This window comes from Clostridium merdae, assembly GCF_900176635.1.
GTDB lineage: Bacteria > Bacillota > Clostridia > Oscillospirales > Acutalibacteraceae > Faecalispora > Faecalispora merdae.
Window position 1 is genome coordinate 530,349 of sequence record NZ_FXLN01000004.1, and the last position, 22,418, is coordinate 552,766.

At 45.7% G+C, this 22,418-nt stretch carries 28 protein-coding genes; 26 read left to right on the forward strand and 2 right to left on the reverse strand.

Translation table 11 applies throughout. From position 1 onward, the window contains the following. Nucleotides 1-235 precede the first annotated feature (235 nt). Complete coding sequence (locus tag CAN90_RS07920) at nt 236-520, reverse strand: zinc-ribbon domain containing protein (protein ID WP_085833301.1); 285 nt, start codon at nt 518-520, stop codon at nt 236-238. Between the two features lie 257 nt (nt 521-777). Between CAN90_RS07920 and CAN90_RS07925 the strand changes: the two genes are divergently transcribed. From CAN90_RS07925 to ligA, 11 genes are all read left to right on the forward strand, one after another. After that, the gene (locus CAN90_RS07925; protein WP_085833302.1) at nt 778-1,680 is read left to right on the forward strand and encodes a DUF5685 family protein; all 903 of its coding nucleotides are present in this window, start codon (nt 778-780) and stop codon (nt 1,678-1,680) included. Continuing rightward, a complete protein-coding gene (locus CAN90_RS07930; RefSeq protein WP_085833303.1) occupies nt 1,664-2,314 on the forward strand; it encodes a J domain-containing protein in 651 nt (216 codons plus the stop codon). Before CAN90_RS07925 ends, CAN90_RS07930 begins: the two co-directional genes overlap by 17 nt. Then, a complete protein-coding gene (locus CAN90_RS07935; protein ID WP_085833304.1) occupies nt 2,305-2,847 on the forward strand; it encodes a YybS family protein in 543 nt (180 codons plus the stop codon). Before CAN90_RS07930 ends, CAN90_RS07935 begins: the two co-directional genes overlap by 10 nt. Nucleotides 2,848-2,962: 115 nt before the next feature. Then, nucleotides 2,963-3,409, forward strand: a complete 447-nt coding sequence (locus tag CAN90_RS07940; protein ID WP_085833305.1) for a GNAT family N-acetyltransferase — start codon at nt 2,963-2,965, stop codon at nt 3,407-3,409. A 211-nt stretch (nt 3,410-3,620) separates the two neighbouring features. Then, nucleotides 3,621-4,505: a MurR/RpiR family transcriptional regulator gene (locus CAN90_RS07945; protein ID WP_085833306.1), complete on the forward strand. Its 885-nt coding sequence runs from the start codon at nt 3,621-3,623 to the stop codon at nt 4,503-4,505. After that, entirely contained in the window at nt 4,489-5,739 is a 1,251-nt protein-coding gene (locus tag CAN90_RS07950; protein WP_085834319.1) for a BaiN/RdsA family NAD(P)/FAD-dependent oxidoreductase, read from the forward strand. Before CAN90_RS07945 ends, CAN90_RS07950 begins: the two co-directional genes overlap by 17 nt. Next, nucleotides 5,736-6,401 carry a (d)CMP kinase gene (gene cmk / locus CAN90_RS07955; protein WP_085833307.1) on the forward strand — a complete coding sequence of 222 codons (666 nt, stop codon included), beginning with the start codon at nt 5,736-5,738 and terminating at the stop codon, nt 6,399-6,401. The genes CAN90_RS07950 and cmk overlap by 4 nt, the downstream gene beginning before the upstream one ends. Before the next feature lie 35 nt (nt 6,402-6,436). After that, nucleotides 6,437-7,084 (forward strand): lysophospholipid acyltransferase family protein, encoded by a 648-nt coding sequence (locus tag CAN90_RS07960; RefSeq protein ID WP_085833308.1) that lies wholly within the window; start codon nt 6,437-6,439, stop codon nt 7,082-7,084. Beyond that, nucleotides 7,081-9,057 carry a bifunctional 4-hydroxy-3-methylbut-2-enyl diphosphate reductase/30S ribosomal protein S1 gene (locus CAN90_RS07965; RefSeq protein WP_085833309.1) on the forward strand — a complete coding sequence of 659 codons (1,977 nt, stop codon included), beginning with the start codon at nt 7,081-7,083 and terminating at the stop codon, nt 9,055-9,057. Before CAN90_RS07960 ends, CAN90_RS07965 begins: the two co-directional genes overlap by 4 nt. A gap of 227 nt (nt 9,058-9,284) precedes the next feature. Then, nucleotides 9,285-9,947, forward strand: a complete 663-nt coding sequence (yunB, locus tag CAN90_RS07970; RefSeq protein ID WP_085833310.1) for a sporulation protein YunB — start codon at nt 9,285-9,287, stop codon at nt 9,945-9,947. Between the two features lie 3 nt (nt 9,948-9,950). Continuing rightward, nucleotides 9,951-11,942 carry an NAD-dependent DNA ligase LigA gene (gene ligA, locus CAN90_RS07975; protein WP_085833311.1) on the forward strand — a complete coding sequence of 664 codons (1,992 nt, stop codon included), beginning with the start codon at nt 9,951-9,953 and terminating at the stop codon, nt 11,940-11,942. Nucleotides 11,943-12,014: 72 nt separating this feature from the next. On the opposite strand, the gene CAN90_RS07980 is transcribed toward ligA, so the two are convergent. Continuing rightward, entirely contained in the window at nt 12,015-12,545 is a 531-nt protein-coding gene (locus tag CAN90_RS07980) for a hypothetical protein (protein ID WP_085833312.1), read from the reverse strand. Between the two features lie 227 nt (nt 12,546-12,772). On the opposite strand from CAN90_RS07980, the gene CAN90_RS07985 reads away from it, so the two are divergent. The 15 genes from CAN90_RS07985 to CAN90_RS08055 all read left to right on the forward strand — a co-directional run bounded on the left by CAN90_RS07985 (nt 12,773) and on the right by CAN90_RS08055 (nt 22,414). Beyond that, a complete protein-coding gene (locus CAN90_RS07985; protein ID WP_085833313.1) occupies nt 12,773-13,786 on the forward strand; it encodes a stage III sporulation protein AA in 1,014 nt (337 codons plus the stop codon). Next, entirely contained in the window at nt 13,716-14,213 is a 498-nt protein-coding gene (locus CAN90_RS07990; protein WP_242953604.1) for a stage III sporulation protein AB, read from the forward strand. Before CAN90_RS07985 ends, CAN90_RS07990 begins: the two co-directional genes overlap by 71 nt. Before the next feature lie 16 nt (nt 14,214-14,229). Then, nucleotides 14,230-14,424: a stage III sporulation protein AC gene (gene spoIIIAC, locus CAN90_RS07995; protein ID WP_009064075.1), complete on the forward strand. Its 195-nt coding sequence runs from the start codon at nt 14,230-14,232 to the stop codon at nt 14,422-14,424. A gap of 5 nt (nt 14,425-14,429) precedes the next feature. After that, on the forward strand, nt 14,430-14,819 hold the full coding sequence (locus CAN90_RS08000) for a SpoIIIAC/SpoIIIAD family protein (RefSeq protein WP_085833315.1): 390 nt from the start codon (nt 14,430-14,432) through the stop codon (nt 14,817-14,819). Between the two features lie 3 nt (nt 14,820-14,822). Beyond that, nucleotides 14,823-15,971, forward strand: coding sequence for a stage III sporulation protein AE (locus CAN90_RS08005; protein ID WP_085833316.1), 1,149 nt, complete (start codon nt 14,823-14,825; stop codon nt 15,969-15,971). Beyond that, nucleotides 15,968-16,447, forward strand: coding sequence for a stage III sporulation protein AF (locus CAN90_RS08010; RefSeq protein WP_085833317.1), 480 nt, complete (start codon nt 15,968-15,970; stop codon nt 16,445-16,447). The genes CAN90_RS08005 and CAN90_RS08010 overlap by 4 nt, the downstream gene beginning before the upstream one ends. Next, nucleotides 16,437-17,033, forward strand: a complete 597-nt coding sequence (locus tag CAN90_RS08015) for a stage III sporulation protein AG (RefSeq protein WP_085833318.1) — start codon at nt 16,437-16,439, stop codon at nt 17,031-17,033. Before CAN90_RS08010 ends, CAN90_RS08015 begins: the two co-directional genes overlap by 11 nt. Before the next feature lie 24 nt (nt 17,034-17,057). After that, nucleotides 17,058-17,660 (forward strand): SpoIIIAH-like family protein, encoded by a 603-nt coding sequence (locus tag CAN90_RS08020; RefSeq protein ID WP_085833319.1) that lies wholly within the window; start codon nt 17,058-17,060, stop codon nt 17,658-17,660. A gap of 383 nt (nt 17,661-18,043) precedes the next feature. Further along, nucleotides 18,044-18,484, forward strand: coding sequence for a transcription antitermination factor NusB (gene nusB, locus CAN90_RS08025; RefSeq protein WP_085833320.1), 441 nt, complete (start codon nt 18,044-18,046; stop codon nt 18,482-18,484). Next, entirely contained in the window at nt 18,471-19,409 is a 939-nt protein-coding gene (locus tag CAN90_RS08030) for a Kae1-like domain-containing protein (protein WP_085833321.1), read from the forward strand. Before nusB ends, CAN90_RS08030 begins: the two co-directional genes overlap by 14 nt. After that, nucleotides 19,406-20,569, forward strand: coding sequence for an exodeoxyribonuclease VII large subunit (gene xseA, locus CAN90_RS08035; RefSeq protein WP_085833322.1), 1,164 nt, complete (start codon nt 19,406-19,408; stop codon nt 20,567-20,569). The genes CAN90_RS08030 and xseA overlap by 4 nt, the downstream gene beginning before the upstream one ends. After that, nucleotides 20,566-20,772 (forward strand): exodeoxyribonuclease VII small subunit, encoded by a 207-nt coding sequence (gene xseB / locus CAN90_RS08040; RefSeq protein WP_085833323.1) that lies wholly within the window; start codon nt 20,566-20,568, stop codon nt 20,770-20,772. The genes xseA and xseB overlap by 4 nt, the downstream gene beginning before the upstream one ends. Further along, on the forward strand, nt 20,769-21,656 hold the full coding sequence (locus CAN90_RS08045; RefSeq protein ID WP_085833324.1) for a polyprenyl synthetase family protein: 888 nt from the start codon (nt 20,769-20,771) through the stop codon (nt 21,654-21,656). The genes xseB and CAN90_RS08045 overlap by 4 nt, the downstream gene beginning before the upstream one ends. Before the next feature lie 126 nt (nt 21,657-21,782). Continuing rightward, nucleotides 21,783-22,091, forward strand: coding sequence for a 50S ribosomal protein L21 (gene rplU / locus CAN90_RS08050; protein WP_085833325.1), 309 nt, complete (start codon nt 21,783-21,785; stop codon nt 22,089-22,091). Further along, nucleotides 22,091-22,414 carry a ribosomal-processing cysteine protease Prp gene (locus tag CAN90_RS08055; RefSeq protein ID WP_242953605.1) on the forward strand — a complete coding sequence of 108 codons (324 nt, stop codon included), beginning with the start codon at nt 22,091-22,093 and terminating at the stop codon, nt 22,412-22,414. Before rplU ends, CAN90_RS08055 begins: the two co-directional genes overlap by 1 nt. Nucleotides 22,415-22,418: the final 4 nt, after the last annotated feature.

The following is a 22,418-nucleotide window of genomic DNA, read 5'->3' on the forward strand; positions in this document are numbered from 1 at the left end:
AACTCTTCAAGAAGAAATAAGCCTACTTAGAATGAACTTGTATTTTGATTTTTTTATAGAAGAAAAGTATCTTCAAATTAAGAATCTTTAATAAAGAAGTGAATTTTGAGGATAGTACTATAAACGCAGAAATGCGCCAAAGCGACGGAAAACCGTGCTTGGCGCATTATTGCTAGAGATTGAAAAGTAACGATATGGAACCGGCAACCGATTAGGTTAAGCCGAAAACCTTTTGTTATCTTCTGTTTGCAAAGCAGTCACTGCAGAAAACAGGACGCTCGTCGCGGGGCTGGAACGGAACCTTGCAGGTTGTGCCGCAAGATGCACATACAGCTGTAAACATCTCTCTGGGGGCTCTCTCAGAAGATTCCCCTCTGGAATTTTTGCGGTTAGAGCGGCAAGCTTTGCAGCGCTGGGGCTCATTGGTGAATCCTTTTTCCGCGTAAAACTCCTGCTCGCCGGCGGTGAATTCGAATTCTGCGCCGCAGTCTTTGCAAATCAAAATTTTGTCTTCGTACATAAGATACCTCGTTTTGTTTAATTATACCCTCGTTATTGGCGGGCATTGTATTCATTATATGAGAATAGGCAGAGTTTGTCAATCAGTTTACGCCAAATTCTCGGATTGTTTTTGTAAAAAATTTCTAGAATATCAAGTATAGCGAGAAAAAAATCGACTCTTTTCGACAGAAGTGAAAAAATTTACAGATTATTAATTAACGATACGCTTAAAATATAGTAGAATAAAACGTACAAGCTGAATGTTAGGAGAATATTGTGTTCGGTTATATTAAGCCTCAAAAATCCGAACTGCTTGTCCGGGAATTTGATCAATATAAAGGAATTTATTGTTCGATGTGTAAAGAGTTGGGGAAAAGCTATGGATTTTTCTCTAAATTTACGCTAAGCTATGATGGTACGTTTTTGGCAATGCTAATGATGGCGCGTTCTGAGCAGCAATGCAAAATGAAACAGGGAAGGTGCTCGTTTAATCCCACGAAAAAGTGTCCCTTTTGCGAGGGTGAGTACCCAGAACTGAAATTCGCGTCTGCATTAACCGTAATCATGACCTACTATAAGCTGCGTGACGACCTGCATGACCCAGGGATTCAGTCACGCTTCAAGGCGTTTTTTCTTTACCCGTTATCTATTCGGGCACATAGAAGAGCAGCAAAGGATTACCCCAATTTAGAAAAGGTAGTTGCCGATGCCATGCAGCTTCAAGATGACATAGAAAAGCAGGAAGTTCCTCCCTTGGACGCATGTGCAGAGCCGACCGCTAAAATGCTTTCTGGTGTATTTTCTCAATTAGCAAAACCAGAGACCACCGAATACCGTATTCTAGAACAGTTTGGTTATTATTTAGGCAGATGGGTCTATTTAATGGATGCCGCTGACGATATGACTAGCGATTTAAAGCAAGGTGCGTTTAATCCGTTTATTCGCGACTATGGTCTTACGGTTAACAGCACACAAGAAGAATTAATGGAAGCGGCGGAACGCTGCAATCAAGCACTTAACATGACTGTTTCACAGGCGATTGCCGCATTTCATCTTTTGGAATTGGGAGAGCAGTTTGCACCCATTCTAAAAAATATCGTTTGTCTTGGACTGCCGCAAATGCAAAAAGAATTTATGCTGAAAATGGAAAAGGGGAAAAGCGATGTCAGATCCTTATAAAATACTAGGAGTTTCTCCTGCGGCGACAGACGAGCAAATTAAGGCCGCTTACCGTGAACTGGCAAAAAAATACCACCCGGATAATTACGCCGGAAGCCCTATTGCCGACTTAGCGGGCGAAAAAATGAAAGAAATTAATGAAGCGTATGATGCTGTAATGAGCCAGCGTCGAAACAAGAACAATGGTGCGCAATATTCCGGTGGGTATGGTTCTGCCGGCGCAGCAGGCTCCAGCAGTTACCAAAACTATGGTGCGCCGCAGAGCTCGAGCTACCGTGATGTTCGCAATTTAATCATGGCAGGCCGCATTGCGGATGCAGAGCAGATATTGAATGGCGTTCCGCTTGGCAGCAGAAATGCGGAATGGTATTTTTTGAAGGGTTCTATCTTATACCAGCGTGGTTGGCTTGAGGAAGCACATAACCACTTTACACGTGCCTGCCAGCTTGACCCCAATAATATGGAATACCGTGCGGCACTCAATCAATCTATGAACCAGCGCGGCGGAATGTACGGGGGTTATAATACAACGTATGGTGCCGGCGGGTGTAGCTCGTGCGATACCTGCATGGGCTTGCTTTGTGCAGATACGTGCTGTGAATGTATGGGCGGCGATTTAATCCCATGCTGTTAAACAGAAGTGCCCCAGTGGCGTTTTGCGGTATAGCAGCCGCTTTATCTGTTGTATGTATGTTTCTTACCGGGTTAATCCCTATTTCAACTTATGCTCTAACGGCAATGGCGAGTTTGCCTTGCATGGTGATTGTAATTGAGCTAGGCACAAAATGGGCATGGCCGGTTTATGTTGTGGTTGCTATGCTTTCTATGCTTTTTGCAGCAGACAAGGAAGCAGTTGTACTTTATATTTTGTTTTTAGGGTATTATCCTATATTAAAAGCACACCTTGAGCGGCTTTCTAAAATCGTGTCTTGGGCTTTAAAGCTACTTGTATTTAACCTCGCTGTGATAGCCGGTTATTATATAGCGATTTTCTTATTGGGAATACCCAGAGAAAGCTTTTACGCGTTTGGAAGCACAACGCCGTTCTTACTTTTGGCGGCTGGCAATGCCGTATTTGTTGTGTATGATACAGCCTTATCCGGTTTGGTGATGGAATATTACAAACGTTTTCATCGTCTTGCTCAGCGGTGGCTAAACCAAAAATGAGATAAAAGTTAGGGCGAACGGTTATGCTGTTTGCCTTTTCTATTTTTTAAATATCCTTTAATCAAAATCCTTTAATCAAATTTTTGAAGATAACGAATGCGTGAGGAGAATGAAAATGATACGTGACTTACAAAGCAACGATAAGAATGTTTTTATATCAATGGTTAATGAGTTTTATTCATCGAACGCGGTGGTGCATAGCGTAGACCCCAAAAACTTCGAAATCACCTTTCAACAAGCCGTAATTGATAAATCTCCGTTTTTGCGAGCGTTAATTATAGAAGATGATAATGAAAAACCTCTTGGTTATGCACTTTTATCGTTTACGTATTCCAATGAAGCTGGTGGCCTGGTGGTATTAATTGAAGAGCTTTATCTCAATGAAGCTTGCAGAGGCAAAGGGATTGGGCGTCAATTTTTTGAATACTTAGAGCAGGAATATCCATCCGCAAAGCGTTTTCGCTTAGAAGCAACGAAAGAAAATGAAGATGCAATTCGTTTGTACCAAAGGCTAGATTATAAGGTTTTGGATTATATTCAATTGATCAAAGATACCGATTAATAGGATAACGTTAGATTTCTACTTAATTGAAAAATAGAGCTTTGCATGTGAATTTTATTAGTCTTGCAAAAACAAACGGTTTTTTCCATTGCTTTTGCAAGTTTTCTCTTGATTTTTGCAGGCAGAGGCCTTAATATGAATAAAAGAGTTGCGCTGTGCTGCAAATGAATTACGGGTTTTGCACAGGCGAAGAGTGGAGGAGTACACGGTTATGAATAGTCAACTCACAGCCAGAATTCTCAACAATATGCCCGAATTTTCAAAAGGGCAAAAGTTGATCGCGAAATATATCTTAGAGCACTACGACAAGGTAGCTTACATGACGGCGTCTCGTTTGGGCGCTACGGTTGGTGTAAGTGAATCTACGGTTGTGCGCTTTGCAACAGAGATAGGTTACAGCGGCTACCCTGAATTGCAACAAGCAATGCAAGAAATGATTCGCAGCAGACTTACCTCAGTTCAGCGCATTGAAGTTACCGTAAACAATATGGGGAATTCTGATGTTCTTTCGTCTGTAATGAATCAGGATATTGACATGATTCGCCGTACACTGGAAGAAACCTCTCGAGAGGATTTTTATGCTGCGGTAGATGCAATTGCGAATTCCCGCAAAATCTATATTTTAGGTGCAAGAAGCTCACTGGCTCTTGCTACATTTTTGGCCTATTACTTTGGCCTGATTTTTGAAAATGTTCAATTGGTAGACATCAATAGTGAAGCCGAGATATTTGAGAGAATGATTCACGTAAATGAAACAGATGCGGTCATTGGCATCAGCTTTCCTCGGTACTCAAAGCGTGCTGTAAAGGCAATGCACTTTGCATCAAATCGTGGTGCTAAAGTGATTGCAATTACAGACAGCCCTCTTTCTCCGCTTGCAGAGCCGGCAGATTATCTTCTGCTTGCCCGCAGCAACATGGCATCATTTGTAGATGCGATTGCGGCACCGCTGAGCCTAATTAATGCGCTGATTGTAATGGTTACAATGAAGAAAAAAGAAGAAGTCACCGAAATTCTGCATAGCCTAGAGAATATCTGGGACGAATACGGTGTTTATGAAAAGGTGGATGAAAAAAACGTTGACGCAAACAAATAAGGCGGATCTTGTTGTTATTGGCGGTGGTGCAGCTGGTTTAATGGCTGCGGGCACTGCCGCAGAGCTGGGTCTAAATGTAATATTAATCGAAAAAAATGCTCGCCTTGGCAGAAAGCTGGGAATTACGGGCAAGGGCAGGTGTAACCTGACCAATAATTGCACGGTGCAGGATGTAATTGCCGCTGTGCCGACAAATCCACGCTTTTTATATGGTGCTGTGTCTCGCTTTACGTCGCAGGATACGATGGAATTCTTTGAAAACCTTGGCGTTCCTTTAAAAACAGAGCGTGGTCAGCGTGTGTTCCCACAATCTGACCGTGCGGCAGATGTTATTGAGGCATTCACGCACTATTTACAGCAAAACCATGTGAAAATAATACATGGGGAAGCTCGAAAGCTCCTCATAGAAGATGATGGAGTTCACGGTGTGCAGCTAAGGGATTCAACGGTAATTTCAGCCAGAAAGGTGATTGTTGCCTGTGGTGGTGCTTCTTATCCTGGCACTGGCTCTACGGGTGACGGCTACCATTTGGCACGACAGGCGGGGCATAGCGTTGTAACTTTGCGCCCTTCGTTGGTTCCGTTGGTCGAGCAAGGGGGAGACTGCGTGCAAATGCAGGGGCTTGCCCTAAAAAATGCCGCTGTGAGGGTTTATGAGAAGAATAAGCTCATTTATGAAGATTTTGGTGAGCTGTTATTTACGCACTTTGGCCTTTCCGGTCCTGTTGTGCTGAGTGCCAGCAGTCACATGCGCAAAATGGCAACGGGTGTATACCGTATTGAAATCGATTTAAAACCGGCTCTTTCACTTGAAAAGCTGGATGCCAGATTGCAGCGTGATTTGGAAGAGAACAGCAATAAAGACTTCATTAACTCGTTAGGGGCATTACTCCCGCGTAAAATGATACCCGTTTTGGTGGAGCGCTCCGGCATTAATCCCGAAACGAAGTGTAATGCCATTACCCGTGAGCAGCGTCGTTCTTTTGCCGCACTACTCAAGGCATTTACAATAAATATTAAAGGGTTTCGGCCAATTGATGAGGCAATCATTACGTCTGGCGGTGTGAATGTTAAAGAAATTAACCCCAAAACAATGGAATCCAAATTGCTTGCCGGCCTTTATTTTGCTGGCGAAGTGCTGGATGTTGACGCCTATACCGGCGGATTTAACTTGCAGATTGCCTTTGCTACCGGAAGATTGGCAGCTCAGGCAGTGAAGGAGGAAGTTGAATGATTTCGATTGCTATTGATGGCCCGGCCGGCGCAGGGAAAAGTACAATCGCCCGTCGCGTTGCCCAACGGCTGGGGTATTTATATGTAGATACTGGCGCGCTTTACCGCGCCATTGCACTTCATATGTTACGGGAGGGGACAAACCCAGCGGTTCCTGAAGAAGTGATTTCGAGGCTGGACTCCGTGCAGGTTTCTCTGCAATATGTGGAGGGTGAACAGCAGGTTCTTCTTGACACTGAAAATGTGTCGAATTCCATTCGTACTCCAGAGGTTGCGGCGGCTTCCTCCAAGGTTTCAGCTATTCCACAGGTTCGGGAGTTCTTACTCTCATTACAGAGAAACCTTGCAAAGCAGAATGACGTGGTTATGGATGGTCGTGACATTGGAACCGTGGTGTTACCAAATGCGCAGGTGAAGATTTTTCTTACTGCCTCATTGGAAGAAAGAGCCCGCCGGCGCTGGAAGGAACTGCTTGAAAAGGGCGATGCCGATTTTAATACGGTGCTAGCAGATGTAAAGCAGAGGGATGAGCAGGATACCACCCGTGCCATCGCTCCACTGGTGCAGGCACCGGATGCCATATTGGTTGATACAACCGGAATAACACTAGAGCAGTCAATCGACCGCATGCTAGCTGTCATACACGAGCGTCTCTCCCAATAGAACCGAACAGAGCGGTTAGGAAAGGAAGTAGTATCGTGAAACGATCTCCATTATATGTTTTTTGTAAATCTGTGGCACAAGCTTTTTTTCGTATTTTCATGCCATATCGCATTTATAACATAGAGAATATGCCGAAGACCGGCAGGGTGATTGTTTGCTGTAATCACCTTACATTTAAGGACCCCATTTTGTTGACTGCGGTTGTAGGGAAACGGCAAATTAATTTTATGGCAAAAGCGGAGCTGTTTAAAAACCCGTTGTTAGGTATGATTTTTCGTAATGTGGGTGCTTTTGCAGTACACCGCGGCAAAGGGGATTCTACTGCTCTGAACCGTGCACAGGAGCTGCTCCAGCAGGAGCAGGTGGTAGGCCTGTTTATTGAGGGTACGCGTTCCAAGGACGGTGCTTTCTTACAGCCAAAATCCGGTGCGGTTATGCTGGCTTTTCAAAATAACGCATCCATTCTTCCGGTTTGCATTACGGGGCACAAGGGGATTATTCCGCGCCTATTTCACCGTGTTGATGTTGTGTGCGGACCGCTGATTACACCCGAACAGCTCCAAATCGAAAAAGGCTCGGGCACAGAATACCGCCAGGCAAGTCGCTTGGTTATGAATAAAATTATGGAGCTAAGAGACCCCGCTCTTGTTCCCAAAGCCCTGAAAGGGGAGAGCTCGGAATGACAATCCAAATTGCTAAATCGGCTGGGTTTTGCTTTGGAGTAGACCGAGCGGTGCAAATGGTTTTCTCATTGTTGGATGCGGGGGAAAAAGTTTATACGCTTGGCCCAATTATTCACAACCCACAAATGGTGCAAGAGCTGGATTCACGTGGAGTGCAAATTGTAAGTTCACCGGAAGAGGTTCCTACGGGAGGAACGATTGTCATTCGTTCTCACGGAGTGGCTCAATCGATTCAGGATGATATTGTAAATCGGAAGCTGGCATGCGCGGATGCAACCTGCCCATTTGTTCGCAAGATTCACAAAATCGTTTCCCGTGCATGTGAAGCCGGGCAGACCGTGCTCATTGCCGGTGATGCTTCTCACCCTGAGATTGAGGGTGTAATAGGGTACTGCACTGTACCGCCCTATGTGTTCCGTAATGCAGGAGAACTAACAGAATTACTGGAAAAACACCCTGAATTTTCCAAGCAGAATGTTTGTGTGATTGCCCAAACCACTTTTAGCTTGGAGGAATGGGGAAATTGTTTGCAAATCCTAAAAAAGGTATGTACAAATGCAGACGTTTTTGCTACAATATGTAATGCAACTGTTCAAAGGCAGTCCGAAGCGTCAAATCTTGCTAAAAAATCGGATTTGATGCTGGTTATCGGGGGGCGGCACAGCTCTAATACGGCCAAGCTTAGGGATGTCTGTGCGCAGAGTTGCACTACTTACTTGATTGAAACCGCGGAGGAAATTCCTTCGCAGGCCGTGAAAAAGGCCTTTTCTATCGGTATTACTGCGGGTGCCTCTACACCCGCAAGCATAATAAAGGAGGTACTTGATACCATGACAGAAATTATTGAAGGCGCGGGTCTCACAGAGCAGGAGTCTGCTGAATATAACTTTGAGGAGATGCTCGAAGAGTCTTTAAAAAGTTTAAATACAGATGAGAAGGTACGTGGCGTTGTTGTCGGTATTGCTCCCAATGAGATCTATGTAGATGTTGGACGCAAGCAGGCTGGCTTTGTGCCGTTGTCTGAACTTTCGGCAGATCCGAACGCAAAAACAGAGGATTTGGTGAAAATGGGTGATGAGCTTGATTTGCTTATCATGCGTACCAACGACCAGGAAGGCACCATCATGCTCTCCAAAAAGCGCTTGGATGCTGTTAAGGGCTGGGAGACCATTTCCGAGGCGGAAGAAAACGAAACAGTTCTTACCGGTGTTGTCACTGAGGTTATCAAGGGTGGTGTTATCGCTGTAACCAATGGCGTGCGCGTATTTATCCCTGCGTCTCAGGCTACTGCCTCCCGCAATGATCCGTTGGAAGCATTGCTGAAGAAAGAAGTTAAGTTCCGCATTATCGAAGTAAACCGCCAGCGCCGCCGTGCAGTTGGCTCCATTCGTTCCGTTTTGAAGGACGCGAGAAAAGAGCTTGCAGACAAGTTCTGGGAGACTGCAGAAGAGGGCAAGGAGTTTACTGGTGTTGTAAAATCCCTTACCGCTTACGGTGCGTTTGTTGATTTGGGCGGCATCGACGGTATGGTTCATATTTCTGAGCTTTCTTGGAACCGCATTAAGCACCCCTCTGAGGTTGTAAATGTTGGCGATACCATCAACGTTTATATTAAGGGCCTTGATAAAGAGAAGGGCAAAATTTCTCTTGGCTACAAGAAGGAACAGGACAATCCGTGGGAGATTCTGAAAAACGATTATCCCGTGGGCACCACAGTTGAGGTTCAGGTTGTTGGCCTAACCACTTTCGGTGCGTTTGCTAGAATCATTCCTGGTATTGATGGTCTCATCCATATTTCTCAGATTGCTGACCACAGAATTGAGAAGCCGCAGGATGCGCTCAAGACTGGTGATAAGGTAAATGCGAAGATTACCGATATCGACTTTGACAAGCATCGTGTGAGCCTGTCGATTCGTGCTTACCTTGAGGAGCAAGCTTCCGAGACAGAAGAGAATTCTTCTAACGAGGAATAATTAAAAGTTCCTTATTATTAAATTAAAGAATTGGGGCACAAAGAGGCTATGCTTTCTTTGTGCCCTTTTTGCAGAAATAATTCACCATTCGAAAATCCCCTGTGTATTATATAGTCAACTGCTTTATAAAGGAACTCTTCAGAAATAAGCCAAGATTGGCTTTGTATCGGTAGGCAAGAGTTTCGATATGTAGGTTATATAACGAATGCACAATGGGGGAAAACAAGATGAAACGCTGGAATAGATATTGCCCCGCAAATACGCCTTACCGCGGTGAAAGAAAATGGAATGGTTTTGCCGGAGGCAAGCTTCTGTTTTTTTTAATAGGAGCATTGGCTTTGGGCGTTTACTTAGATATTCAGTTAGTACCTGCGGTTGAGTCCCTCACGGTTAACTCTGCCCGGCAAACTGCGGTATCGGCAATGAATGAAAGTGTATTGGAAGAACTGAATGCGGATAATATAACCTATGAGGACCTAATCTCTTTGCAGAGAGATTCTCAAGGCAAAGTGCAAACAATAACAACGAATATGGCAAAAACCAATGAGATTAAAGCCAAAATCACCAACACGGTACAGAAGAACCTGCATGCCAGTAAAATCAATACTTCGGTTCCGTTAGGTACCCTTCTGGGCAGCCGGTTATTACATGGGCGCGGCCCTGATATCCCCCTGGTTGTAACGCTAAAGGGAAATGTTGAATCAGATTTTAAAACAAAATTTGAATCCGCAGGGATTAACCAGACACGCCACCAAATTTATTTGGAGCTACATACCGAAATATATTCTTTTATTCCGGGTCTTCATACCGCTACCGATGTAACCACCAGCGTTCTAGTCGCAGAAACGGTTATTGTTGGCGAAGTACCGCAGTTGTATTTGGGAGGATAAAAAATGGATGTTATAAAAGCCAAGGAAGAAGCCGCCAAACTGCGGCAAGAAATTCAATACCATAATCAAAGATATTATGAGCAAGATGCTCCTGAAATAGAAGACTACGAATATGACCGCCTATACCGCCAGCTTGAGGATTTGGAGGCAGAGTTCCCTGAGCTGATTACAGCAGACTCCCCCACTCAGAAGGTAGGAGCAAAGGGAATGAACCTGTTTGCACCGGTAGTTCACACAGTTCCGCTAGAAAGCTTGCAGGATGCCTTCTCAGAGGAAGAAATGGCGGATTTCGACCGGCGTGTGCGTGCCGTAGTGCCAGACCCCGTTTACATTGTGGAACCAAAGTTTGACGGACTCTCCGTTGCAATTGAATACCGCAATGGCATATATGAGCGTGGCTCAACCCGCGGCGATGGTTTGGTAGGGGAAGATGTGACTGAAAATATTCGCACCATTCGCAGTGTGCCAAAACGCCTAAAGAACGCACCGGAATTCTTGGAAGTTCGCGGTGAGGTTTATATGGCTCACAGTGTTTTTGAGGAGCTTTGCGCCCAGCAGGAGCTAAACCAGGAGAAGCCGTTTAAAAATCCCCGCAATGCGGCAGCAGGCTCTCTGCGCCAGAAGGACCCGCGTATCGCTGCGAAAAGAAAGCTCGATATTTTTCTGTTTAATGTTCAGCAGGTGCAAGGCGCAGAGCTTTCTTATCACGATGAATCCTTAGAATATATGAAAAAGCTTGGTCTCCCCTCAACGCCATTTTACCGTATATGCGGTACTCTGCAAGAGGTTCTGAATGCCATCCGTGAAATTGGAGACATGCGCGGTACCCTCGAATACTCCATTGATGGCGCGGTAGTAAAGGTAAATTCTTTTGCACAACGGCAGCGGCTTGGCAGTACCTCTAAGTTCCCAAAATGGGCACAAGCGTTTAAATACCCGCCGGAGGAAAAGCCGACGAAGCTACTTGATATTGAAATTAATGTTGGTAGAACAGGTGTTCTAACCCCTACGGGTTTGTTTGAGCCGGTCACTCTCGCCGGAACTACGGTAAGCCGCGCCACCCTGCATAATCAAGATTTTATAGCCGAAAAGGATATTCGAATTGGCGATACGGTCATTCTCCGAAAAGCGGGCGACATCATTCCCGAGGTTGTATCGGTTGTTTCTCATGATGAAAACAGCGAGCCTTACTATATTCCGCAGGAGTGTCCCGCTTGCGGCAGCCCTGCCGTGCGGGATGATAACGAGGCGGCTACCCGCTGTACCAATCCGGAATGTCCCGCACAGCTATTAAGGCATTTAATTCACTTTACCAGTCGTGACGCAATGGATATGGATGGGCTTGGCCCGGCTGTATTGGAGCAGCTTGTTGCAAAGCAATTGATTTCATCCCCTGCGGATCTTTATTTTCTGCCGATGGAGCAGGTAAAGGAACTGGAGCGAATGGGTGAAAAATCCGCACAAAATCTTGTGGCAGCAGTAGAGCGCTCCCGGCAGAATGATTTGTATCGCTTGATTTATGCTTTAGGCATTCCTCACATTGGTCTCAAAGCGGCTAAGCTGCTTGCGGGTCACTTTCATACTATGGAAAAGCTAACTGCAGCTACGGAAGAAGAACTGGCGGCAATTGAAGGCTTTGGCGCGATTATGGCAAAAAGCGTGCGTGCTTATTTTGCTTTAGAGGGTACGGTGCACCTTCTCTCCCGCCTACAAGAGGCAGGAGTGAATATGACAGCGCAAAGTGTTGCGCAGGATTTGCGGCTGGCTGGTAAAACGTTTGTTTTAACCGGTACGCTTCCCACACTTTCTCGCCAAGAGGCTTCTGAGCTGGTAGAGCGTTATGGTGGCAAAACTTCATCCTCCGTTTCGAAAAAAACTGCTTACGTGATTACAGGGGAAGATGCGGGCAGTAAGCTTACGAAAGCACAACAACTAAATATCCCTATTTTAAGTGAAGAAGACTTTTTGAATATGATAAAAGAATCCGAAGAATGATATTTCTAAAAATAGAACAAAGAAAGACCTCCCTAATTAAACATAGGGAGGTCTTTCTTTGTTCTATTTTGATTACGGTTCTTTTGCCAGAGAAAGGAAAAAGTTTATTTTTTCTTTGGATACTTCCTCATAAAAAGTTAGGTATTGAGAAGGAATCGGAAAAGATTTTATCGCTTCACTGGCGACCTCTGTTCGTATTAAATTACTATTTTCAAATATAGTAATTGTGAAGATTTTCTCTGCTTTTTGATTCGTAATTTTCGCAACTGGTACTTTATATGCTACAAAATTGTATAAAGGAACGCCGTTTTCTGGTGTGGATTGCATTAATTTATCCGCATCATCCGCTACTTCGTTCTCTTCACTGAGTTTGGAGAGTAGCTCGCTATCATCAATGGTTTTAATTAATCGGTCATCTTTTGCGGAGTAAACTTCCACTTTGGCAAGCTGATACGAATCCTCTTCCTGTTTCGCCGGTTCTTCATAGCTTGAAGACTCTTGATGACTGGAAGTAGCCGTTGAAAATGCAGTAATAACAGAACAACCACAAAAAACAACAAGAATCAAGGTGCTTAAAGCAGTTATTGCAACTCTTTTTTTCAAAATAATAAATCTCTCCTCTGCTCAATTCTTAATACATATTATAGATGATTAAAGGCTGATATACAATATCACTTTTGTCTTTGTACACTTTAATCTGAATATATTCTCTGAAAGAGGCCTAAAACGCCTCTATAAAAATAGAGCAAACGATTCTATTATTGCAATGATTTTAGGTTCTAATCGAAACGCTTTGTCCATATTTATGTTACAAAGGGAGGACAAGTAACATGAATTTAAAAAATATCAATTCATTTGATACCGCAATACAGCCTGTCTGTCAGCGGCTTAGGCCAGTTTTAGCCGCTTTGCCGGCGCATCTGCAAGAATCGGTGCAAGAAATTCGCATGAGGGTGAATCTGCCGCTGTCTGTTTTTAACGGTGTTCAGAGCTTTTTTGTTACGGGGAATGGAATCAGCCGAAAGGCGGAAGATGGGATTCCTGTGTTCCGGGAAGATATGGAAGAAACATTTCGTTGCCTTTGCAACTATTCTGTTTATACGCACCAAAATGAAATTCGCAACGGGTTCCTCACGATTAAGGGAGGGCACAGGGTAGGAGTTTGTGGTACGGCTGTTCTGGAGGAAGGGCAAGTAACCGGCCTTAGAGATATTTCTTCATTTAATATTCGTATAGCCAGGCAAATCTCTGGCGCGGCAGATGAGATTCTGGCTTTGTTGGGGGAGGAGATTGTGCGGGGCGTTCTTCTGGCGGGGGCGCCCTCCACGGGGAAAACCACCATACTGCGTGATTTAGCACGCCAATTGGCTGGCGGCGGTGCATTGCCACCGCGAAAGATTACAGTGGTTGATGAGCGCGGCGAGTTGGCGGGCGTGTACCGGGGAGATGCACAAAACGACCTTGGTTGCTGCTGCGATATTTTGGATGGCTACCCCAAAAGCCAGGGAATTCTTCAGGCAATACGGGCGCTTTCCCCCGAAGTGATTCTTTGCGATGAGCTTGGGAGTGAAAAAGAGACTGCCGCCGTAGAAGAGGTAGTGAATGCAGGGGTTTCATTAATTGTAAGCGTACATGCAGCGGAGGCCGGTGAGCTGCTGCGCCGCCGTCAGATTCGCCGGCTAATGGAAACCGGGGCATTTCACACCGTTGTTCTGCTCGATTGTGCGGCTAGACCCGGAAAAATCAAAGGAATTTACAAGGTGGGTGAGCTTCTTGGTCAAATTAATCGGGATTCTATCGGTCATGGCAGCCTGTATTCTAGCGGGCTATATGGAATCGCGTAAGCTGGGTGCGAGGGTAAGGGAGCTGGAGGCATTCTACTCCTTTCTTTGCCTTACCAGAGAAGAGATTCGGTATTCCAGGCTGCCGGTGGAACGAATTATTGAGAAGCACGGCAAAAGCCAGAAGTTCCTTGCACTATGCACCGAGTACTGCCATAAGGGAGAAAGCTTCCCTCAGGCATGGAAGCACGGCATGGACGACGGCCTTTTAACCACCGGGCTGAACCGGCAAGACATAGAGTACATACGGGATTTTGGCCTGGGGTTCGGCGCAAGCGACACCGAAGGGCAGCTTGCACACTGCCAAATGTATATTGGCTTTATCAGCAATGCACTTACCCACGCAAGAGAAGAAAAAGACAAGAAAGCAAAGCTGTATTTTATGCTGGGGCTGTTTGGCGGTATCGCGGCGGCACTCCTGCTGAGTTAAAACGGAGGATGAAGAAATGGATGTGGATTTGATTTTCAAAATCGCGGCGATTGGGATTATAGTAGCCGTACTGAACCAGCTTTTAATTCGTTCCGGGCGTGAAGAGCAGGCAATGATGACTACCTTAGCGGGGCTGATTGTGGTTTTGATGATGGTGATCGAACAGATTGACATTCTGTTTAAAACAATCAAGTCCATCTTTGGGTTATAACTGCTATGAATGTGATAGGAATTGCCGGCCTCGCTTTGGTCTCCGCAGTCATTGCTGTGATGCTGCGCCGGTATAATCAAGAATATGCGGTGGTTGTCAGCATCACGGCGGGCGTCATTATTCTGGTTCAAATTTTAGCGAACATTGTTCCGGCTATACGCCAAATTAACAGCTTGCTCACTGCTACACAATTACCCTCGGAATATGGAATTATTTTATTCAAAACACTTGGTATTTGTTTTTTAGCTCAATTCGCGGCAGATTCTTGCCGGGATGCAGGAGAAAGTGCATTGGCCTCTAAGGTAGAACTGGCAGGTAAACTGTGCATAGTACTTTTGGCTCTGCCTTTGTTTGAAAAAATAGCTTCTACGGCGCTCGCGCTGATAGGAGGTTAGAGTGTGAAAAAAATTATCTATCGACTATTTTGCCTATTTCTACTTCTGTTCTTCTTTACTATCCCAGTTAATGCGCAGTCGGTCTCACAAGAAGAGCTGTACCGCCAGCAGTACGAAAACAGCGGTGCAGCTGATTTGCCCGATGAGCTTCCGCCCGAGACTCGGGAATGGATGGACAGCCTTGGCATTTCTTCGCCGGATTGGCAGAGTATTATAAACCTAACACCTGAGAAAATATTTGAACAGATTGGCGCAACGGCTCGCCAGCAAAGCAATGCCCCCATGCGAGCGCTATTATCGGTTTTAGCGGTGATTCTTCTTTGCGCGCTAATGAATGGTATGAAGCTCAGCTTTGGGGATCGGCCTTTGAGTGGAGTCATTGGTATGATTGGTACCCTTTGCATCTGCACCGTGGTGATACAGCCTATTGTAAGCTGTATACAAAACGTAGCGTTTGTCATAAAAGGGGCAGCCGGATTTTTACTCGCCAGCATTCCAATTCTTACCGGAATTATGATTGCAGGCGGGCAGCCCATCTCCGCAGGCTCATATAATTTGCTCATGCTCGGTGCGGGCAATGTTATCTCGGTAATTGCCTCTGCTTTTTTGGTCCCGTTACTTAATATTTTCTTGGCCTTTTCCGTTGTTTCGGCAGTGTCACCTGCCATGAACTTAGGGGGGCTTTGCGATTTATTTAGTAAAACGGTGAAGTGGATACTTACCTTTTGTATGACCATTTTTTCGGGTTTGTTGACAATGCAAACGGTGGTCTCCTCTGCAGCGGACGGAGCTGGTGCAAAAACCATCCGTTTTATGGTAAGTGCTTTTGTTCCGGTGGTTGGTGGCGCACTCGGCGATGCAATTGGAAGTGTGCAGAGCTGCGTGAAGCTTCTCAAATCGGGAGTGGGCGCATTTGGTTTATTGGCAACGGGGGCAATTTTTCTACCGGCGGCAATTGAGTGCCTTATATGGTTGCTCACCCTCACAGCCTGTGCGGCAGCGGGGGATATTTTTGAATTAAAAGAGATTACCACACTTCTTCGCTCCTCTATGAAGGTAATCCAAATTTTACTCTCCATTATCATTTGCTGCTTGGTCATACTCATGATTTCAACGGTTATGATGCTGGCGATGGGAGGTTCGGTAACATGAGTGGAATACGGGAATGGTCATCCGTTATTGTATTAGCCGCACTGGCTGCCGGAATCTTACAATACTTAATGCCGAGCGGCAGTATGGAGAAGGTAACGCGCTTAGTGATTGGTGCGTTTGTTATTTGCAGTATTTTAGTGCCAATCGGTAAGCTTGCAAAGCAGGCAGATGTGCAGGCCTTCGCGCAAGAAAACAGTGCTTTACCAAATGTTCAGTACCAGAATACGGTAAACAAACAAACGCTAGATGCCGCACAGGCAGCAGTTCGTACCGTTGTAATTGCCTCTCTTGCCGAGAAGGGAATTCCTTGTAAAAATGTTGCTCTGAGTATGGATACAAACGAGGACGGCCGCATATCAATTACTAAAGTGTTTGTCAGCCTTGACCAGAAGGATTTGAGTAGGATACAGGAAACGAAAAAGCTGCTTGAGCAGGAATTGGGATTAACAACGGAGGTGACAGCCGATGGCTCGTGAAAAAGAGGAAAGAGTAGAGAAGAGTTCCTGGATTCAAAAGCTCGCGGAAAACGATGTTTGGCGCAAGATTATTTTAATACTGGGCTTTGCAGGCATTGCTATGATTTTTCTTTCGGGTGTTTTTCAAAACCGAGATGCAAGGACGACCAATGCTCCTGCACAGGAAGAACCCACGAAAACCACCGCGCAAGCATATTCACAGCAGGTGGAGAAAAGTCTAACCGAGCTAATCGGCAGTATTAACGGAGCGGGTTCTGTTAAGGTGCTTGTTACTTTGGAGCGCAATACGCAGTATGTATACGCAACAGAAGAAAAAAAGACCTCGCAGAACACGCAGGATCAAGCGGCAAACGCTACGGTGAAAAACCAAGCAAATGACAGCCGTGAGACCAAGTACATTCTGGTGAAGGGTGCCGACGGCTCGCAACAGGCGCTGGCAGTAACAGAGGTCGAGCCGATCGTGAAGGGGGTAGTCGTTGTATGTGAGGGCGGAAATCAGCCGGCGGTGCAGAAAGATATTATAGACGCGGTGACTACGGCGCTCAATCTTTCTTCTGCGCGGGTGTGCGTGATAAAAGCAAAATAAACTTGAAACAGGAGGAATTTTCTTATGGGTATTGGTAAACGTCAGCTGGTGCTTGCATCCCTGGTGGTTGCGCTGGGAGCGGCTGTGTACTTAAATTGGGTGTTCCAGGGAGAGGGCCCCCTGATTGCTACGGATACATTAACCTCGCAAGCAGAACTCGGAGCGGCTCAGCTTGTAAATGGCAAGGGCAGTAGCAGTACGGCAGATAACACATCAAAGGCACCGGCTTCTTCTGCTTCTTCTACATCCTCCAAATCAGTGGAGACGGCTGCAAAGGTGGATGAGTACTTTACCGAGGCAAAGCTTTCTCGCCAAAAAGCCAGAGATGCAAGTGTAGAGATGCTGCAAAAGGTATTGCAGGATGCCTCTGCCAATGATTCTGTGAAAAAGGAATCGCTAGAAAAAGCTGCTGTAATCGCACAGAATATTGTGCAGGAGAGCAATATTGAAAGCCTGATTAAAGCAAAAGGCTTCTCAGACTGTGTTGTTTTCCTGCAAAACTCGGAATGCAGTGTAGTGGTTCGCTCCAATGGTTTATTGCCCAATGAAGCAATTGCCATTAAAGATATCATTGGCGGGCAGGCTGGTATTGCCTATGATAAAATTAAAATAGTTGAGGCAAAGTAAGCGATTAGAATATTCAACTCACAAGGACCGAATCTGACGAATAGATTCGGTCTTTGTTTTGTTTTTAGAGTAATTTCAGCTCATAAAACGGGCATAAAAGCGAGTTTTCCGGCAAAAACAGTTGCATGGGCTTAATTTCATGGTATAATACTACTCGTAAAGAGTGGCGCGGTTCATTTTCATAAAACGGGGCAAAGGGGAGAGACTCTCTTTTTGCCGTGTTTGCGGAAGCTTGACAATGGAATGAAAAACGAATTTGCTAACCCTCCACATACATTTTGGAGGGTTATTTTATTAATATCTCACCGCCGAAATGAAGAAAGCACAAATTCTATGAAAAAAGGCTTTTATAAAAGTGATAGAAATTATTTGGAGGACAAACGATGAGCAAAGGCAAAATGACTCGACGGGAAGAAAGAGAGCAAGCATTCATACTGGTATTTCAGCAGCTGATAAACCGCGTTACCATAAGCGATATTATTGACGCCGCAGTGGAATCGGCTGAGGTTCGTGTTGCAGAATTTGCGGAACAGCTTGCATTGGGTGTGCAAGAAAACAATGTGCTAATTGATGATAAAATTGAAAAGAACATTCGTGGCTGGTCAATGTCGCGTCTCTCCAAGGTTTCTTTTGCTTTACTTCGGGTAGCTATTTACGAAATTTTATTTGTAGATAGCATTCCGGTTAGTGTTTCTATCAATGAAGCGGTGGATCTAGCTAAAAAGTATGGTGGAGCGGACGATGCTCCGTTTATTAACGGAGTGCTTGGCTCTATCGCCAAGGAATTGGAACCTAAAGAAGAACAAAAAAATGAAGAACAGTAATTTTCTTGGAATTGATACAAGCAACTACACCACATCTGCTGCACTTTACAAGGCAGATGGCAGCATCGAGCACTCGAAACGGCTTTTGCCGGTAAAGGAGGGTCAGCTTGGTCTGCGCCAAAGTGATGCGGTGTTTCATCATGTACAGCAGCTTCCACAGATTTTGGAGCCTTTGCTTATGCAGCGCAACACACTGCATGCAATTGGTGTTTCCAGTCGACCTCGTACAGCGGAAGGCTCGTACATGCCCTGCTTTACCGTAGGGCTTGGAACAGCAAAAGTTCTTGCGGATTCTCTTGGCATCCCAATACACACTTGCTCACACCAAGAGAACCACATTGCGGCAGCTTTGTATTCAGCAAATCGATTTGAATGGTTCGAACAAACCTTTTTAGCATTTCATGTTTCCGGTGGTACCACCGAAGCGGTTTTGGTAGAGCCAGATAAAGAGAATATGGTAAAAACTCGCTTGCTCGCTTCTTCCTTGGATTTAAAAGGGGGACAGGCAGTTGACCGTGTAGGCGTAATGCTCGGCCTTTCTTTCCCCGCAGGGCCGGAACTGGAGCGGCTTGCTTTGCAGAGTGATGCGAAGTTTAACATACGCCCCTCTATGAAAGGGCATGATTGTTCCCTTTCGGGGATAGAGAACCAGTGCCGCTCCATGTTGGAGAAGAGTAAGCCAAAAGAAGAAATTGCCCGTTATTGTTTATTCTCTTTGCTTGCTGCGCTGGACGCCATGTGCGCTTCTTTACTGAAAGAACATGGCAATCTTCCCGTTTTGTTTGCAGGCGGAGTTATGTCGAACAGTATTATTCGCGAAGCACTTACCGAGTGCTATGGTGCAGCATTTGCAAGTCCTGCATTTTCGGCGGATAATGCGGCCGGTGCGGCAATTCTTGCCGCTATTAAGGAGGGAGCAAGATGAACACCCCTGTTGTTCTTACGGTTTCTCAGCTTAATCGGTATATAAAATCTTTGCTGGATGGGGATTCCATGATGAGCTCCGTGTTTTTATCCGGTGAGATTTCGAATTTTACAAATCATTATAAATCAGGACACATGTATTTCTCTCTCAAAGACAGTCAGTGTGTAGTGCGTGCCGTGATGTTTTCTACACAGGCCCGCCGTTTACGCTTTTTACCGCAGGACGGTATGAAAGTGATTGTGCGTGGCCGTGTTACGGTGTATGAACAAACGGGGCAGTACCAGGTGAATGTGGAAGACATGCAGCCGGATGGCCTTGGCGCACTGAATCTCGCTTATGAACAGCTCAAAACACGGCTTGCGGCTGAGGGATTATTTGATGCCTCCCGAAAAAAGGCGTTGCCCTTATACCCGAAGGCGATTGGAGTGGTAACCTCCCCAACCGGAGCCGCGGTTCAAGATATCATGCAGATTTTAGGGCGGCGTTTTCCAATGGCGGAGGTTGTTTTGTGCCCAGTGTTGGTGCAAGGCGCTGGTGCGGCAGAACAGATTGCTGCTGCTGTGGAGCGTTTTAACCGCCTACAATGCGCAGATGTTTTGATTGTTGGCCGTGGCGGTGGTTCCATTGAAGACCTATGGGCATTCAATGAAGAAATCGTAGCTAGAGCAGTGGTGAACTCTAAAATTCCCATTATTTCCGCAGTTGGCCATGAAACTGATTTTACTATTTGCGATTTTGTAGCAGATCTTCGTGCTCCTACACCATCTGCGGCGGCAGAGCTTGCAGTTCCAGATGTGCGCGAGCTGACGGCGTATGTTTCCGGTTCCACATGGCGAATGAAAAAATCCCTTGGTCTTGAAATGCACCGCATGCAAATTGACCGTATGGTTGACCGCATGAACGGGAAGATGAAGCAGTCGGTAAATACTGCACGCCTGCAATTGGCAGAGCAAACGGCGGCATTGCATGCGTTTAGTCCGCTACGGGTATTAGCACGCGGTTATACCGTTGCACTGGATGAAAAGGGAGAAAGTATTCGTACAGTAAAACAGGTACAGCCGGGTGAGCCTGTCAGCCTTATTGTGCAGGATGGGCGATTGACATGCACCATAAATGAAGTAATGGAAGAACCAATTGGGCAGGAGGGAATCACTCCATGAAAAAAGAGATAACATTTGAAAAAGCAATGCAAGAGCTTTCGCAGATTGTAGAGCGAATGGAAAGTGGCGAAGCAACCTTGGAGGAATCCTTAAAACTGTTTGAATCTGGCACGAAGCTGGCTTCATTCTGTTATGAGAAGTTGCAGAATGCCGAGCAGAAAATAAAGGACATTTCTGAGTTCGAGGAAAGGCGAGAGGAATGATTATGAAGCGTCAGGAGCAGTATGTTGAGATGTTGGAGGAAGCGTTATCACGCTATATACCGGGTGGAGATGAGTTGCAGCAAGAGCTGTTTTCTTCCATGGAGTACAGCTTGCTTTCCGGCGGAAAACGCATACGCCCCATTTTAACACTGGAATTTTGCCGCCTTTGCGGCGGGAATTTAACAGCGGCGCTTCCATTTGCCTGTGCGGTAGAAATGATTCACACCTATTCTTTGATTCATGATGACCTGCCTTGTATGGATGACGACGAGCTGCGCCGCGGCAGACCCACGAACCACCGTGTTTATGGGGAATCAACGGCTCTGCTTGCGGGAGATGCCCTTCTTACCTTAGCGTTTGAGACAATGCTTTCCCCACAATCTATTCGTACCGCAGGGGCGTTAAAAGCGGCTACCGCGGCGGGAGTGCTGGCTCGTGCGGCCGGCGCAGTTGGTATGGTAGGGGGGCAGGTAATCGACCTTGCATCCGAGGGAAAGAAAATACCTCTCTCCACATTGCGTATTATGGACGAACGCAAAACTGGTGCACTTATTTTGGCTGCTGCTGAAATGGGCTGTGTAATTGGTGGTGCAACAAATGAACAAATACGTGCAGCAAGAGAGTATGCAAAGGCGATTGGCCTAGCGTTTCAAATTGTAGACGATATTCTAGATGTTACCGGCGACAGCACCCTTTTGGGTAAGAATGTTGGTGTAGATGATTTAAACGACAAAAGCACCTATGTTTCTCTTATGGGTCTTGAAGGTGCTAAAAAAGCAGTGCGTGAGCTAACAGATGAAGCGTTAACCGCACTGGCTCGATTTGATGGTGAAACGGATTATTTAGCCGATTTTGCGCATCGTTTAGCCGTGCGAAAGAACTAGTGGTATTTTGTTGACAAAATTGACAAGATATGATAATATTGTTAGGCCGCATATTACGGGCATTTCAAGTGATCGTTTGATCCGCCTGAGATAGCGAGATTGAAAAAAAGGCAGGATACTCTATTTATGTATGCAGTTATTGAGACCGGCGGCAAGCAGTATAAGGTACAGTATGGCGATGTCATCTATATCGAAAAGCTTACAGCCGAGCAGGACGCCACCGTTGAATTTAAAGTTGTTGCTCTTGGCGGCGAAGAAGGCCTGAAAGTGGGCGCTCCCTTTGTGGATGGTGCTACTGTAACCGGCAAAGTTTTGAAAAACGGCAAGCAGAGAAAAATTACCGTTTTCACTTACAAGCCGAAGAAAAGCGTAAAGCGCAAGATGGGTCATCGTCAGCCCTACACCAAGGTGCAGATCGAAGCCATTAACGCTTAATGATGATTCAGGTTTTATTTTTGCAGCAGCCGGACGGCGAGCTTTTGGGATTTCAGATGACGGGGCATTCCGGCTTAGCGGAGGAAGGATCCGACATTCTGTGCGCAGCGGTTTCATCCGCAGCGTATTTAGTGGCAAATGCAATTACCGATGTAGTTAATGTTAGGGCTGACTTAACGGTTTCAGAAGGTAGCATGTCACTTCAGGTTCCTGAAAAGGCGGTTTTTTTGTGCCGGAACTTGCTGCAAGGACTCAAGCTCCATTTGGTGGGCTTGCAGGAGCAATACCCAGACAATATCAGTATAAATTATACGGAGGTGTAAAGCT

Bases quoted from the DNA above. Each gene is read 5' to 3' on its own strand.
- CAN90_RS08055 (WP_242953605.1), top strand. From the start codon at position 22,091: ATGATGATTCAGGTTTTATTTTTGCAGCAGCCGGACGGCGAGCTTTTG.
- CAN90_RS07940 (WP_085833305.1), top strand. From the start codon at position 2,963: ATGATACGTGACTTACAAAGCAACGATAAGAATGTTTTTATATCAATG.
- CAN90_RS07930 (WP_085833303.1), top strand. From the start codon at position 1,664: ATGTCAGATCCTTATAAAATACTAGGAGTTTCTCCTGCGGCGACAGAC.
- xseB (WP_085833323.1), top strand. From the start codon at position 20,566: ATGAAAAAAGAGATAACATTTGAAAAAGCAATGCAAGAGCTTTCGCAG.
- CAN90_RS08020 (WP_085833319.1), top strand. From the start codon at position 17,058: ATGGGTATTGGTAAACGTCAGCTGGTGCTTGCATCCCTGGTGGTTGCG.
- CAN90_RS08015 (WP_085833318.1), top strand. From the start codon at position 16,437: ATGGCTCGTGAAAAAGAGGAAAGAGTAGAGAAGAGTTCCTGGATTCAA.
- CAN90_RS07965 (WP_085833309.1), top strand. From the start codon at position 7,081: ATGACAATCCAAATTGCTAAATCGGCTGGGTTTTGCTTTGGAGTAGAC.
- nusB (WP_085833320.1), top strand. From the start codon at position 18,044: ATGAGCAAAGGCAAAATGACTCGACGGGAAGAAAGAGAGCAAGCATTC.
- CAN90_RS07935 (WP_085833304.1), top strand. From the start codon at position 2,305: ATGCTGTTAAACAGAAGTGCCCCAGTGGCGTTTTGCGGTATAGCAGCC.
- CAN90_RS07920 (WP_085833301.1), bottom strand. From the start codon at position 520: ATGTACGAAGACAAAATTTTGATTTGCAAAGACTGCGGCGCAGAATTC.
- CAN90_RS07985 (WP_085833313.1), top strand. From the start codon at position 12,773: ATGAATTTAAAAAATATCAATTCATTTGATACCGCAATACAGCCTGTC.
- CAN90_RS08000 (WP_085833315.1), top strand. From the start codon at position 14,430: ATGAATGTGATAGGAATTGCCGGCCTCGCTTTGGTCTCCGCAGTCATT.
- CAN90_RS08030 (WP_085833321.1), top strand. From the start codon at position 18,471: ATGAAGAACAGTAATTTTCTTGGAATTGATACAAGCAACTACACCACA.
- cmk (WP_085833307.1), top strand. From the start codon at position 5,736: ATGATTTCGATTGCTATTGATGGCCCGGCCGGCGCAGGGAAAAGTACA.
- xseA (WP_085833322.1), top strand. From the start codon at position 19,406: ATGAACACCCCTGTTGTTCTTACGGTTTCTCAGCTTAATCGGTATATA.
- CAN90_RS08045 (WP_085833324.1), top strand. From the start codon at position 20,769: ATGATTATGAAGCGTCAGGAGCAGTATGTTGAGATGTTGGAGGAAGCG.
- CAN90_RS07945 (WP_085833306.1), top strand. From the start codon at position 3,621: ATGAATAGTCAACTCACAGCCAGAATTCTCAACAATATGCCCGAATTT.
- ligA (WP_085833311.1), top strand. From the start codon at position 9,951: ATGGATGTTATAAAAGCCAAGGAAGAAGCCGCCAAACTGCGGCAAGAA.
- spoIIIAC (WP_009064075.1), top strand. From the start codon at position 14,230: ATGGATGTGGATTTGATTTTCAAAATCGCGGCGATTGGGATTATAGTA.
- yunB (WP_085833310.1), top strand. From the start codon at position 9,285: ATGAAACGCTGGAATAGATATTGCCCCGCAAATACGCCTTACCGCGGT.
- CAN90_RS08010 (WP_085833317.1), top strand. From the start codon at position 15,968: ATGAGTGGAATACGGGAATGGTCATCCGTTATTGTATTAGCCGCACTG.
- rplU (WP_085833325.1), top strand. From the start codon at position 21,783: ATGTATGCAGTTATTGAGACCGGCGGCAAGCAGTATAAGGTACAGTAT.